We start from the raw sequence: 14,873 nt of genomic DNA on the forward strand, positions 1-14,873 counted from the left end.
TCAATCACTCCATCATTCCCTCCACGTCCTACCTGGACCCGGGCAATGTGCAGGGCGCGGACGGAGGACGGCTCCACATCACGGCTGCATCGGCTGCGCTTGACGGGCGTTTTCTCGGCGTCACGATTTCCGGCCCTGCGCAGCGTGGGATCGGGCCCGCGCCAGGTGAGTTCAGCCTGAAGTTTGAAGCCCAGCGCCTCACCCGCAGCAGCTATCCGGTGTTTTCGCCCACACCACCCACGGTCACTTTCCAATCCGGCGTGGTGCAGGCACCTGCCGCCGCCTTTGCTCTGGACGGCACAGGCAGGCCGCTGGCCCTTAGCGCGGCTCGTCTGGCGGATGTTTTTCTCTCACCGGAATTGCTGACAACGTCCGGCTTTGGCAGCCTGACCGTGAGCAACGGGGAAGGGCGCATCATCGTTCCTGAAGGCGTGTCTCTTGCCGCCGCTCTGCACGGAGACATCACTCTCACCGGCGCGAATCTGGACATCCTGGGTTCCCTGAGCGCACCGGGTGGCAGCATCCATCTCACGGCGTTGAACATCTCACCCGCGCAGGCGGCTGATCTGAGCCTGCTCGGAGATCTGGCCGTGGAGCCGCCGCCGAATCCAGGGCGCGGCGTGCTGCTGCTAGGAGCAAAGGCTCGGCTCACCACGGCGGGCACCTTAACGGATGACAGCACCACGAATCTGGACGTCACGCGCTCCGCGTATGTCACTACCGGCGGTGTGATCAGCCTCAAGGCCTACAGCGCCAGTCTGACCACCGGCAGCGTGGTGGATGTGTCCGGCGGAGTGTATCGGAACTCACACGGCGGAGTTTCGTTCGGTGATGCCGGAGCGATCACCATCCACGTCGGCCAGGATCCCATCGTGCAATATGTGCGCGGCGGAAGCTTCACGCAGTTTGGCTCCACCCTGCTGGGTTATTCCGGCGCGGAAGGCGGCACGCTGGATGTGCTGGCACCACTGCTGCAGGTGGGCGGCACAGCCCTGCGTGCGGACTCGCTCGTGCTGCAGCCGGAGTTCTTCACGCGCGGCGGCTTTTCACACTACAAGCTTTCCGGACTGGGTGCGCCGACGGGCGGCGGAGCCGGTCAGTTTTTGCCGGCGGTTTACATCGCTTCCGGGGTGGTCATCCAGCCCTTGGCAGACAGCTTCACCCTGTCGCAGGGACCGGTTCTGGGCACCACCCTCGTGCGTCAGCCCGTGGGCCTGCGCAGCGCGACGAGCCTTGAATTTGCCGCCCCCGGTGTGTCCGGCGTTGCGGGCCTCGATGTGCGTGGAGACATCCTTCTGGATCAAAACGCCGCCATCATCACCGACCCTCACGCCTCGGTGACTTTGAATGGACAAACCGTGACCGTGCTCGGCAGGATCGATGCCGCTGGTGGAAACATCACCATCAAAGGCAGCAGCGATTCATTCCCCCTGCTGTTTCCTGACCAGACCCGCGCGCTGACCACCGTTTACATCGGCTCTCAAAGCGTGCTGTCCGCCAAAGGCACCACGGTGCTGGTGCCGGACGAGTTTGGCCGCAAGGTGGGCTCCGTTCTCGCCGGCGGTGACATCACCATCCACGGAAACATCGTGGCCGCAGCCGGCGCGGAGATGGATGTGTCGGGTGCCAGCGATGTATTGGACTTTCATCCGTCCGCCGCCAATCCGCAGACCACCTATCTGGTGCCACCCACCAGCGGTCTCACCACACCTCTCTTCACCATCCAGCCAGTGTCTGTCCGGGTGGACAGTGACGGCGGCAGCATCAGCCTGGAAGGCGGGCAGTTGCTGGCATCAGATGCCACACTGCGCGGCTTCGCAGGCGGGGCCACCGCACTGGGCGGTACGCTTTCCGTCTCGTCCGGCCGCTTTTACATCCCCCTGGATCCGCAGCCGTTGCTGGACACCAATTTGATCGTCAAGCAGGGCGGACTCACCATCCAAACACTGCTGCCTGACAACGCCACCGCCATCGGCCGTGCGCTGCAAGGCGCGGGCGGCTCCGCCCTCATCAGCCGTGGTTATTTCACCGCCGACTCGTTCAACTCCAGCGGCATGGATTCCTTGATTCTCGCTGGCAAGACCGAGTTCAGCGGCCCCGTCACCATCAATGCACGCGGCACTGTGTCGGTGGGCACGGCAGGATTCCTCGTGGCCGATGCGGCAGTGGGAATCAATGCGTCATCCGTGATTCTTGGCGCTCCCTTCGCGGTGCCGGTGCTGCCGGAAGATGCCGCCTCTCAGGTGCCGTTTACTGGCACACCGCCGACCTCAGGCACCGGCAGCCTGATCGTGAACGCCGGGCATGTGGAGGTGGGTTCACTCGCGCTGCGCAACATCAGCACCGCCAGCATCTCCGCGAACGCAGGGGACATTGTGGGCAATGGCGTGCTGACCATCGCCGGCCAGCTCACGCTCACCGCTGGTCAGATTTACGCACCCACGGCATCGCAGTTCACCGCCGTGGCTTATGGTGCGAGTTCTTCCATCACCACCTTGTTTTCGGGCACCACGCGGCAGCTTCCGCTTTCCGCCGGCAGCATCCTGAGCCTATATGCCACCACCATCAATCAGGGCGGCGTTTTGCGTGCACCTTTTGGCACGATCAATCTCGGCTGGGACGGCACCGGCACGGCTCCGGTGGATCTGCTCACCGGCGGTACGCTGTCCATGCCGGTCACCACGCAGCTCACGCTCGCGGCAGGCAGCGTCACCTCCGTTTCCGCCATTGATCCCATCAGCGGCCAGGGCGAGGTCATTCCCTATGGCGTGAGTTTTGACGGCACCTCATGGATCGACCCGCGCGGTGTGGACATCACGGCCAGCGGGCTGCCGGAGAAGATCATCCATGTCTCCGCCAAAAATATCTCCACCAACGCCGGATCACTGGTGGATCTGCGCGGCGGTGGCGATTTGATGGCCTACCGCTGGATTCAGGGCAACGGCGGCACGTTCGACATCCTCGCCACGGAAGGCAGCTTTGCCGTGATTCCCGGCTACCAGGCCGACTACGCTCCGTTTGCTCCCTTCAACAACGATGTGAAAGGCAGCACGCAAACGCCCAATCTCATTCTGCCCGCAGGCAATGGCTATGCAAACAGCACGCTGCATGTCGGAGACCGCATCTACCTCACCGCCAGCAACAATCTGGCGGCAGGTGTTTACACCCTGCTGCCGGCCCGCTACGCGCTGCTGCCGGGCGCCGTTCTGGTTACGCCAAAGGCGGGCGCTGCGCCCGTGGGCACCCAAGAGCTGCCGGGCAACATCAGTCTCGTCTCCGGCTATCAGTTCAATGATTTGAACACCTCGCGCACCGTGCCCACGATTGCCTCGCTCTACGAAGTTATCGGCCAGTCCGTCATCAATGCCCGATCAGATTACGATCTCTTCTCCGCCAACACCTTCCTCCAAAACAGCGCCCTGAGCCTGAATGTCACCGTACCGCAGCTCCCGCAGGATTCCGGCTACTTGCTCTTCCAGGCGGCGCAATCCATGAGCCTGCTCGGCAGCGTGGCCTCCGTGCCACTCAATGCCACGGCGCGTGGTGCCTCCATCGACATCACCGCGCCTTTGAACATCTCCATCACCAGCACCGTGGGGGCTTCAGTTCCAGGTACCATCTCGCTCAATGCCGGCGTGCTCAGCGCTTTCGCCGCAGACAGCCTGCTCATTGGTGGTCGCCGCACGCGGGATGCCACAGGCTTCAGCATCACCACTCAGAGCACCAGCATCACGGTGGACAATGCAGGCGCGGCTCTCCGCGCGAAGGATGTCACCCTGGCCACCACCGGAGTGGTGAATCTGGCCGCCAATGCCCAGATCTCCTCCACCGGCACGGCTTCCAGTCCTGCCGATATTTTCAATATCAGCGGCAACGGCTCTCTCGTGCGTGTCTCCCAGAGCACGGCCTCTCCCGTCATCCGCACCGGCACCACCAACGCCGCCGGCCCTGCCGTCAACATCGCCTCAGGCGTCCAGCTCACAGGTTCCAGCATCGTGCTGGACACCACGGGCATCACCACGCTTGATCCCGCCGCTTCGCTCAGTGCCAGCAGCTACGCCCTCAACAATGCGCGCATCAGCCTCCAGTTTGACAATCCCGGCGCGCTGCAGTCTTCCCCCGGACTGGTGGTGAATTCCGCGCTGCTCAGCAGCCTCGGCGGTGCCACCTCCCTGTCCTTGCTGAGTTATTCCTCCATCGACATCTACGGCACCGGCACGATGGGCGGTGCCGCTCTCGCCTCGCTGAATCTGAGCGCAGGCGAAATACGCGGCTTCAATCAGGCTGGTGGCACGGCGGTGATTCAAGCCCGCGACATCTTGCTCAACAACGCCGCCAATGCCGTCGCTGCCGGTGCGGTGACGGCCGCCACAGGCCAGCTGACGTTTGCAGCCACGACCCTGCGTCTGGGCGTGAATCAGCTCTCCATCGAGCAGTTCACCACGGTGAATTTAAACGCCGCGCAGAGCCTCACGGGACAGGGCGCCGGCGGACTCAGCGTGCAGGGCGAGCTGGTGGCTCGCACACCGCTGGTCGTGGGTGCCTCCGGCGCGGTTCGTACGCTTGCGGCCACTGGCAGCCTCTCACTGCTTTCTTCAGGCGGAGTGGTGGTGCCCTCGGGCGGTCTGGGATCAACGCTCAGCATCACTGGGGCCAGTGTGCAAATCGCCACGCCGGTGTGGCTGCCCAGCGGTTCCTTCTCCGCGCTCGCCACCGCCGGAGACGTGACGGTGGCCGCAGCGCTGGATGTGTCCGGCTCCGCTCAGTCCTTTTTCGATGTCACCAAGTACACAGATGCGGGCGCCATCAGTCTCACTTCAAACACCGGCAATGTCGTGCTCACCTCGCAGGGCTGCATCAACGTCTCTGCCAATCCGCTGTCTGGCAATGCTGGTACGCTCGCCGTTGCCACGCCCACCGGCTCCTTCACCATCGGCGGCACTTTGTATGGACAAGGCGGCGCGGGTGGGAAGAACGGCACCTTTGTGCTTGATGTCGCTTCACTGCCATCGCTTGCCAGCTTGAGCGCAGCGCTCACCGCTGCGTCCTTCACCTACAGCCAAAATCTTCGCGTGCGCACCGGCGATGTCGCTGTGGACGGCACTGTGAAGTCCTCCAGCTTCAGCCTTGCAGCGGATCAGGGCGGCATCACCGTCAGCGGCACCATCAATGCCTCCGGCACCACCGGCGGCACCATCAGTCTCGCCTCTCGTGGCGATCTCGTGCTCACGAACGGCTCTCTACTCACCGTGGCGGGCCAGAAATTCGACAGCGCAGGCAAAGGCGGCCAGATCACGCTGGAATCCGGCACCCAGCTCAATGGAGTCGTCGGCACAGGCCGCGTGGACATTCGCACGGGCTCCACACTCAATCTTTCCGTCGCCGCCAAGGTCGCCGGTTCCGAATCCACCGTGGGTTCCAGCGCCTATCAGGGACAGTACAGCGGCAAGCTGCACATTCGCGCACCGCAGAACACCTCATTCAACAACGTCCTCATCAATCCGATCAACGGCACCCTCATTGATCCTTCCAGCATCGTCATCGAGGGCTACCGCCTCTACCATTTCACCACTGCCAATGCGATCATCCGCGCAGGCGCGAGCACCATCGCTGGGGAGGCGATCAGCACGACAACGCTGCAGACTCAGGCCACCGCGTGGTTTGGCGCAGGCAATGTGAACTACACCACCATGTTCAATGCGCTGCTATCCAACAACACCTCGCTGCAGGGCGTGGCGGTCATCGTGCCCGGCATCGAGATCAGCAACACCGTCGGCAGCATCAGCCTTGGCACAGCCACCAGCACCTATGTGTCAGACTGGGATCTCTCCACCTTCCGTTTCGGCCCCAACAGCGCCCCGGGAGTGCTCACTCTGCGCGCGGCAGGTGGCATCACCCTTTTCAATGCCTTGAGCGACGGCTTCACGCCCTTTGCCACCGCGCCCGCCGGCCAGCAGTTGTGGCAGGGTCGTCCGCTCACCGCCTCCGCACTGCTGCCCTTCAACACTCAGAGCTGGAGCTACCGCATCACCGCCGGAGCTGATTTCTCTGCGGCCAATTTCCGCGCCGTTCTACCAAACATCACCAAAACCGGTGCCGGCAGCAGCAATGTCATCACGGTCAGTGATGTGACAGGCCTGGCCGTCGGTCAGGGCGTGGTCGGCTTGAACATTCCCTCCGGTGCAGTCGTCACCGCCATCAATGGCAATCAAGTCACCCTCAGCCTGTCGGTCACCGCCGCCATACCAGCCAATACCACCATCACCTTTGGCCGTTCGGTCGCTGTCGGCAAGAGCGGCGGCACCATGGTCGCCAGCGGTGGCAACAGCGCACTCACTGGAAACGTCATCGCTTCCGGCACCGGGCTGTATCAGGTCATCCGCACCGGCAGCGGAGACATCGACATCTCGGCGGGGCTCAGCGTGCAGCTGGCCAATCAGTTTGCCACCATCTACAGCGCCGGCACCCGCGTCACCGATCCCACGCTCGGCGGCACCTTCCAGGTGCAGGGCCTCACTCAGGTCGGCGGCACAGACACCCTGGGGGCCGCCCAGCAAAACTACGGCGCCTTCTACAGCGCGGCAGGCGGAAACGTCACCATTCAAGCCGGAGCCAACATCGAACGCACCGGCGTCAGTTCCTCCCGCGAACTGCCCAACAACTGGCTCTACCGCCGTGGTTATGTCGATCCCGTCACCGGCCTCTTCCGCCCCACCGGAGCCAGCACCACCATCGTGGGCTCCACCACCTGGTGGGTGGATTACAGCAACTTCTTTGAAGGCGTCGGCGCGCTGGGCGGCGGCAACGTCACGCTCACCGCAGGGAACAACATCGTGAACATCGATGCCGTAGCCCCCACCAACGCGCGCATGAGCAACGGCTCCGCATTTCCAGCCACCTCACCCCAGGCTCTCGCGGTGAATCAAACCATGCTCGAACTCGGCGGCGGCAATCTCACCGTGAGCGCGGGGAACAACATCGACGCCGGAGTTTACTACGTCGAGCGCGGGCAGGGCGTGCTCGTCGCTGGTGGCCAGATCACCACCAATGCCTCACGTTCCTTCGGCGTCATCAATACCAGCACCGGTGTTAATGCGGTGCTGAACTCCAATGCGTGGCTGCCCACCGCTTTGTTTGTGGGGAAGGGGGGCTTTGATGTCAGCGCCCGTGGCGATCTGCTGCTCGGGCCCGTGGCCAATGTGTTCCTCCTCCCGCAGGGCGTTGGCAACAGCTACTACAACAAGACTTACTTCTCCACCTATGCGGCCAGCAGCTATGTCAATGCCTCCAGCCTCGGCGGCACGCTGACCCTGCGCCAGAGCGCCTATGTGCAGGGTGCCGTCACTCCGCTCCTGCAGGCCTGGGCCAGCACGCAGCAGTTGCTTGGTGTGGCCGCCACTTCCTCCGGCTTCTCCCAGCCCTGGCTGCGTCTGGCAGAGACGGACGTGACGCCCTTCAGCACCATAGCCTCCCTGCTTCCTCCGACACTGCGCGCCACCGCCTACAATGGAGACATCAAGCTGGCCGGCAACGTCACCCTCTTTCCCTCCGCCTCCGGCACGCTTGATCTCCTCGCACGCGGCGCGGTCAATGGTCTGCAGCCGCTGGGCCTGAACCCCAGCACCGGACTCATCACCTGGGGCACGGCCAGGATCAATGTCTCGGACGCCAACCCCGCCTCCATCCCCGGCATCAGCAATCCCTTCTCCTACCTCAGCCTGTTCACCAATCCGGCGGACCGCACCACCGCCCAGTTCAGCCAGACCAAAGTCACCCTCAAGTTCCTTGATTTCATTGACCGCCTGTTCGGCGAATCGGGCGCCACGCTCGGCACGAATGCCGTGCTGGCCAGCAGGCAGGCACGCCACACCCAGGGGCTTCTGCATCTCAATGACACCTCGCCCGTGCGCCTCTATGCCGCTGGCGGAGATCTCACAGATCTGACCTTGTTCGCACCCAAGGCGGCGCGCGTGCTGGCCGTGCGTGACATCAGCGATGTGGCGTTGTATTTGCAAAACATCTCCGCCCAGGATGTCAGCGTCGTTTCCAGCGGGCGTGACATCATCGCCTACAATGCCAGCACGCAGTCCCGTGTGACGGCCGCCTCCGCGCCCAATGAACTCAATGCCCTCACCGGCGGCGTCCTCAGCGGCGATATTCAGATCAGCGGCCCTGGCACCCTGCAGGTGCTCGCCGGACGCCATCTGAATCTCGGCACCGGCCCGCGCGATGAAGCCTCCGGCCTCGGTCTCGGCATCACCAGCATTGGCAATGGCCGCAATCCCTTCCTGCCATTTGCCGGTGCCAGCATCGTCGCCGGTGCAGGCATTGGTTTTGCCGCCGGATTGAGCAGCAGCAGACTCGACTTCACCAGCTTCATCAACACCTACATCCTCGGCCCGGACGGCGCAGACTATCTCGCGCAGATCACCTCGAACTCCGCCGCGCCAGTCACGCCCGCCAGTTTTGCTTCGCTGCCCGTGGAGGAGCAGCGGCGCATCGTCCTGGAAGTTTTCTATCTCGTCCTGCGGGATGCCGGGCGTGACGTCAACACCCTCGGCTCCGCGGCCTATCAGGACGGCTATGCCGCCATCCAGTCCCTCTTCCAAGGCACCGCGTGGAGCGGGAATATTTCCACGCAGTTCCGCGACATCCGCACCAAGAACGGTGGCAACATCAGCCTCTTCGCACCGGGTGGCGGTCTCACCCTCGCCTCCTCCGTTCCTGCGGGCACCACGCCCGGCATCCTCACCGATGCCGGCGGCAGCATCTCGATCTTTGCCCACTCCAGCGTCAATCTCGGCATCTCGCGCATTTTTACGCTCAAAGGCGGCAATGAAATCATCTGGTCCAGCACCGGGGACATCGCCGCAGGTTCTTCTTCCAAAACCGTGCAGGCCGCACCACCCACGCGTGTCATCATTGATCCGCAGAGTGCCAACGTCGCCACGGATCTCGCCGGTCTTGCCACCGGCGGCGGCATCGGCGTGCTCGCCTCCGTCAAAGGGGTGCCTCCCGGCAGTGTGGATTTGATCGCACCGACCGGCGTCGTGGATGCAGGAGACGCGGGCATTCGTGCCACGGGCAATCTCAACATCGCGGCCTCTCAGGTGCTCAATGCCAGCAACATCTCTTCGGGCGGCACCTCCACCGGCACTCCGGCGTCCTCCGTCTCCGCTCCGAACATGGCCGCCGTGGCTTCCGCCGCAAACGCCGGTGCCGCCACCTCTAATGCCGCCAGCGCCGCCCAGACCTCCCAAAATCAGCTCCCTCTCAATCAGCAGTCGCTGCCATCCATCATCACCGTTGAAGTGCTCGGCTATGGCGGCGGGGATGACGATGAGCGCCGGGAGTCGGGCGCTGAGTGAGCTGGCATTTTTTGATCATCCGTCATGAACGCTCCTTCTGAAGAACCACCCAGGGCCATCAGGCGAAACCCTTCCGAGCTTGCTTTGCTGGGAGGCTTTGGCCGGGCCGTCAAAGTGCTCGGCGGAGTCCTCATCCTCCTGGTCGTCGGCCTGCTCTTTGGCCGCAAAGCCTGGAAAGCCAGCCAGCGCAATGAGGCGCGTGCGCAGGTGCAGGATGCACGAGAGGCGATTGAGAAAAAGGAGTGGGCGAATGCCGCCGAACTCATCCGCCATGCCAGGGCGGTGCTTCAGGAAGATCCCGAACTCCTCCGTGTTCTGGTGGACTATCTCGACAAGACAGGGCTTGATCCCGTCCTCGAGATCCAGGCTCTCCAGTCTTTGCAGGCGCAGGGCCGGCAGCAGCCCGGAGATGTCATTCTCGCCGGACGTGCGCACGTGCGCAAAGGCGACCTCGTGGCCGCACGGGACGTGTGGCAAAAACTGCCCGCAGAGCAGCAAACGACCCCGGACGCCCTCAAGCTCAAAGCTCAGATCCTCAGCCAGGAAGGCGGCGCAGAGGCGTCGGGAAAGCTCCAGCAGCTCGCCACCCAAAAATCAGCCGACGATCCTCATTCCGCCCTCATGCTCGCGATTCGTGATCTTGAGAGCGGCTATCCCGCCATGGCAGCCTCAGGGCGGGCACGCTTGTGGCAGTTCGCAGCTCGGGATGACGAAGCCGGCATGCAAGCCATCCGGCACCTGCTGACAACAACCAGTCTCACCCTGGCCGAGGTGAAGCAGCTTCAGCAACGGCTCCAAAAACATCCTCAAACAACGCTGGCAGATGAGCTGGGCGCGCTCTCCGCCCTCATGCGCCTTGATCCAGCGCGCCGCTCACAGCTTCTCGATGAAGTGATCGAGCGCCGACAGGATGCCGGATTCGAAATCAAAGTGGTCATTGCCCGCTGGCTGGCCCAGGAGAAAGAGCATGAACGACTGACCAAGCTGCTGCCGGCGCAGCGCATGATCCAGTCCACTGAGCTTTTTCCCATCTACCTTCAGGCGCTGGCCGAGTCCGGGCGCTGGCAGCAGATGCACGAACTGCTCAAACACCCGCAGGGACTGCCCATGGCCGTGGAAGGAATCACCGTCTGGCGGGCGCTCGCCAGCAGCCGTCTGCAGCCGGATCTCAAGCAGGCGGCTGCAGAATTGAAGCTGGCCATCAAGCAGGCAGGCAGCACGAAAAACTTCGGCCCTCTGCGTGCCGCCGCCCAGGTGGCCGAGGATCTGGAAATGTGGGACATTGCCATTGAAGGCTACCTGCAGCTCGCGCAACCGGACAGCCCGCAGGAACTCGACATGCTGGAAAAATGCTGGCAGATCGCCGGGCATCTGGGGGATTCCAGCCGCCTGCTCAACACCGCCCGCAAACAAAGCTCCCTCCGCCCCACCAGCCGGTATTTTGCCAGCAGGCTGGATTACCTGAGGCTGCTGCGCGGGGAGGAGATCGAGTCCACCGCCAGTGATCAGGGCGTGAATCGTGCCGACGAAAAAGGTGGCGGCACTCTGGAGGCGCTGGTGGCCGCCATGAAAGCCTACCGCCTCGGCAATGCCGCGCTCACCAAAGCCAGCCTCATGCAGGTGCGGGATGCCGCGTCTCTTCCAGCCGGACAGCGTGCGGTCTATGCAGGCCTGCTCGCCTCGGTGGGGGATCCTGCACGTGCTTATCAACTGGCGGAGAAAATATCTTCCACGCTTCTCATTGCCGAGGAGGAGGCGTTTCTGCGCAAGGCGCTTTGAGCGGCGGGCGTGTGCCTTCGGTGCAGCTCCGGGAAACTGCCTGTTTTTTTGCAAATTCCTACTCGACAGGTCAAATTAAGCGGCTACTGAATTCTCACTCAAAAAGTATGAGTTAGAATCCCGAGGTGTCCACGCCAGGGAAGTGGCTGATCCTGACCATGGAAAGCCTCCACAACGACTTTGAACCCATCCATCCACCCTGCTGCGGGAAGGTGCTGGTCCTTCAAGGTTACTGAACCTCCAGCAGGAATTTAGGACGACCCGCCCAGGGAGTTCAATCAACCAACGGACCCCGGTTTCCTGCCGCATTGCCACCAGGCAGTGGCACCCGCCTCGGTCCACTCATCCAACAATAAGAAACATCCTATGAAAATAAATCGAACATCCTGGCTGGCTGCAGGCCTCTCCCTGCTGCTGGCTTCTTTCGTGCCGGCGGCGCGGGCGGCGACCGTCGCATATACCACTGGGGACCTCGTCCTCGCCTTCCGTGCGGACGGTGGAACGGGGACCTCGCAAAGTCTCTTGATCGACATCGGTGCCGCCTCCCTCTACAACGCCGCAGTTGGCAATCCGAACCTGGTGCTCAATGTGGGGACCTTCGGCGCGGATCTCGTCTCCACTTATGGTGCCAACTGGTATGACCGCACGGATCTCACCTGGTCCGTCTTTGGTGCCAATGACACGTCAAACCCCAATGCCATCCTCTATGCCTCCCGTGCTGAGACCACTTTTGGTACAGCGGCGAGTGCTTGGCCGACATTGACCGATCCGGGGGACCGCACGAACACACGCACAAACATCTCCCAGGTGACCTCTGCTTTTGCCGGTCTGGATGCCACAGCAAACAGCTCGGTGTCTGCCTTGCAGACCAACTCATCCGACCCCGGGAGTTACAGTCAGCAGGTGACGTTTGGTTCCACAGATTTTGGCAGTCTCAGTCAGTGGACCAACATTCAGGGCAACTTTGGCGCTGGCAGTGAGGCGCTCAGTCTGTTCCGTCTGAACGCATCTACCACCAACCTTGGTGCATTCACCATCTCGGATGCGGGTGCGGTGACTTTCAGCGGCACGTCGGTCAACATTGCCGGTGCCGCGCCTGAACCTTCCAAGGCCGTCTTCTCCATGCTGGGGGCCACCGTGCTCCTGATGCGCCGCCGCCGTCCTGCCGTGCGCGCTTAATGCCTGCTCCTTCCAACCTTTGATTCTCTTTTTAAAATGAAAACATTCAAGTCTCTCGCTTACGCAGCCCTCGCAGTGGCCTTCACCGCCAGCGCCTCCGCTGCGACCACCATCCGCATCGTCGCCTCCAATGGTGACCGCACCGCCACCCAGACGGCCATTTCCAATCTGCTGAGCCCCACGGCTGGCGGCCCCAATGGCACCGGCTGGGCCTTCCGCGGCATCAGTGGCAGCGTGCTCAATACCGGTGGCACTCTGTCCGTACCGGGTGGTCAAAGCACCACAGGTCTTGCCGTTGCTACAGGGGCCAACTTCGGTGCCTGGAATGGCCGCATCACCTCCACGGGTGACGACGTCATCATCAAGGTCTCCTACGCTGGTGCTCTCGCAGGCATTCAGGCGGTGGCTGGCGATGTGCCGCAGCGCTTTGTCGTCACTGACGGCACCGGTTCCGGCTCTGTGCCCAATCCGCTGAACGGCACGACACTCGGAACGGATTATGAGCTGGGTGTGGCCGATTTCGGCTTCTCCACCAACTTCCAGTCCACCTCGCCATACAATGGCACCTTTCAGGGAGTGACCTACAATCCCATTGTCGAGGAAAACGTCGGTGTTTCACCTCTCGGCTGGTACGGCAGCGCTGGTTTCCCCGGTTCACCGGTGAACAGTTTCGGTGCAGGCTATGAATTTGGCACGTACAAGCCCAACATCACCACGCAGTTGCTGCAGCTGCTCTACAAGAGCGGTGTGATCTCCCTGGCCCAAATCACCGGAGACTGGACCAACCACAAGAATATCAACGTCTATGCTCTCGGGCGTAACGTGGATGCCGGTCAGCGCTTCGGCGCCCTCCTTGAAGTGGGCTTCGGATTCAGCAGCGTCGTTTCCGTTTGGTATCCTACCTTCTCGGTGGCGCAGACCACCACGAGCGGCATCACCTATGGTGGTACGGTCAGCACACTGGTGCCTTGGCCTGTGGCCCAGCAGCCGGGTGCCTTTGCGGTCGTTGCTGGCAACGGTGGCTACAGCTCGGGTGCCAATATCGCCGCTCCCCTGACCGCCGTTCTCAATTCGGATGCCTACAAGGTCAAGTTTTTCGATACCGACCTTCAGGACTACGATTTCCTCTACCCGGCTGCCACTGGCGGCTTCTTCATCGGCTACATCACCCCGGGCGATGCCACTAACCGCGTCTTGGGTGGCAATGCCGTGGTTCCTGTGGAGAGCCGCGGAGTAGCGCTCAGGTTCAATGGTGTGGAAAACACCACCGCCAACGTGAAAAACGGCACCTACACCGCCTGGCTCTACAACCGCATCCTCAAGCGCACCAGCCTCACCTCCGGCCTGATCTTTACCTTCGCCAATGCGGTGCGTGATCAGATCGCCACCGTGGACGCAGTGTCAGGCGGCGGCTTCATCGACGATGCCACCAACTTTGTGAAGCGCACCACCGACGGCGGTCCTGTCAAAGGCAAGTAAGCTGATCCATTGAGCTCAACTCAGTTCATCCGCTGCGGGTTTTGGTCCGCAGCGGATGCTTCATTTCCCAACCTCATTTCAAATCATGCGATCCCAACCATCACCACGGCAAATCCAACGATGCTTGGCGGGTGCAGGCTTGGGTCTGGCCATGATTTCCGCGCTGGCGGGCTGGCATGTCGCCGCGCCCCAGGGGGGCAGTATCGCCTTCGTGCCGCCTGCATCCGTGCCCGCTCCACGTCGTCATGCTGCGGCTGATGCTTCGGGGGGGCAGAGCGTGCCGCTTGCGACAGCCAAACCGCCTCCTGGGGTAACCCCCACGCCACCTGCGGCCACTTTTCACCCTGCCGCCCTCCCGCCGGCAGCCGCCCCGCGCCCAGATTTTCAGACAGCTTCTCAAAGACTCTTTGTCCAGGCGCGTTCTGCCTCCATCCCGCCGCCGGAACCCCTGGACCCTTATCTTCCCGGACATTCCCTCGCCGCTGCGGGACAGCGTGTTTACGTGGAAGGCATGCAGTATCACCAGCCTTCAAACCAGACGGCATTGGATGTGGCTGTTGTCCCGGATGCTCAGGCCGCCACCTCCTCTCGTCTTCCATCCGCTGGTCCTGAAGGCAGCTCGCCTCTGCCGGAGCGCTTCGGACGCGGCTTCACCTATGAAGAAGAACTCTTTCGCAGCAAGTGGGGCTGGGAGAGCTACAACGCCACCCTCAACACCGCGCAGGAAGTTGCCGCCAGCACGGCCCGGCCTTGATGAGGCAGGGCGGCTTGCTTAGGCCACGGAGTCCAGCAGCACGGCCAGGAAGCCGTCCGATGGGTCGGCATGCCGGGCACCGGCTTTTTTCTTGGCCGCTTTTTTGGGCACGGTGGCGCACTGCGCCTGCTTGCGCAGGGTGACCTCCACCACATTTTCCAAGGTGTAACGGTCCAGAATGTTCGCGATCGCGTTGCGCACATCGATCATGAGCATGCGTAGTCCGCAATGCGTCTCGTCCGGGCAGGAGCACTTCTCATACTCCGTCTCGCTAGCGCAACCAATCGGGGCCAGCTTGCCATCAATCAGGCGGA

General features: G+C 62.6%; 6 protein-coding genes. 5 read left to right on the forward strand and 1 reads right to left on the reverse strand.

Annotated elements, in window-relative coordinates; translation table 11 throughout:
* The first annotated feature begins 47 nt into the window (after positions 1-47).
* The 5 genes from WAW39_RS25255 to WAW39_RS25275 all read left to right on the forward strand — a co-directional run bounded on the left by WAW39_RS25255 (position 48) and on the right by WAW39_RS25275 (position 14,559).
* A complete protein-coding gene (locus tag WAW39_RS25255; protein WP_422321934.1) occupies positions 48-9,368 on the forward strand; it encodes a filamentous haemagglutinin family protein in 9,321 nt (3,106 codons plus the stop codon).
* 24 nt (positions 9,369-9,392) lie between these two features.
* Positions 9,393-11,147 carry a hypothetical protein gene (locus tag WAW39_RS25260; RefSeq protein ID WP_422321935.1) on the forward strand — a complete coding sequence of 585 codons (1,755 nt, stop codon included), beginning with the start codon at positions 9,393-9,395 and terminating at the stop codon, positions 11,145-11,147.
* A 366-nt stretch (positions 11,148-11,513) separates the two neighbouring features.
* Positions 11,514-12,326, forward strand: coding sequence for a hypothetical protein (locus WAW39_RS25265; protein WP_422321936.1), 813 nt, complete (start codon positions 11,514-11,516; stop codon positions 12,324-12,326).
* Between the two features lie 36 nt (positions 12,327-12,362).
* A complete protein-coding gene (locus tag WAW39_RS25270) occupies positions 12,363-13,805 on the forward strand; it encodes a hypothetical protein (protein ID WP_422321937.1) in 1,443 nt (480 codons plus the stop codon).
* 151 nt (positions 13,806-13,956) lie between these two features.
* Complete coding sequence (locus WAW39_RS25275; protein WP_422321938.1) at positions 13,957-14,559, forward strand: hypothetical protein; 603 nt, start codon at positions 13,957-13,959, stop codon at positions 14,557-14,559.
* Positions 14,560-14,577: 18 nt separating this feature from the next.
* Here the strand turns inward: WAW39_RS25275 and WAW39_RS25280 are convergent.
* Positions 14,578-14,873, reverse strand: a 296-nt coding sequence (locus WAW39_RS25280) for an Rrf2 family transcriptional regulator (protein WP_422321939.1), incomplete at its 5' end; no start/stop codon positions are given.

Origin of the sequence: Prosthecobacter sp. (assembly GCF_049294395.1) — a bacterium.
Classification (GTDB): domain Bacteria; phylum Verrucomicrobiota; class Verrucomicrobiia; order Verrucomicrobiales; family Verrucomicrobiaceae; genus Prosthecobacter.

Bases quoted from the DNA above. Each gene is read 5' to 3' on its own strand.
- WAW39_RS25260 (WP_422321935.1), top strand. From the start codon at position 9,393: ATGAACGCTCCTTCTGAAGAACCACCCAGGGCCATCAGGCGAAACCCT.
- WAW39_RS25265 (WP_422321936.1), top strand. From the start codon at position 11,514: ATGAAAATAAATCGAACATCCTGGCTGGCTGCAGGCCTCTCCCTGCTG.
- WAW39_RS25270 (WP_422321937.1), top strand. From the start codon at position 12,363: ATGAAAACATTCAAGTCTCTCGCTTACGCAGCCCTCGCAGTGGCCTTC.
- WAW39_RS25275 (WP_422321938.1), top strand. From the start codon at position 13,957: ATGATTTCCGCGCTGGCGGGCTGGCATGTCGCCGCGCCCCAGGGGGGC.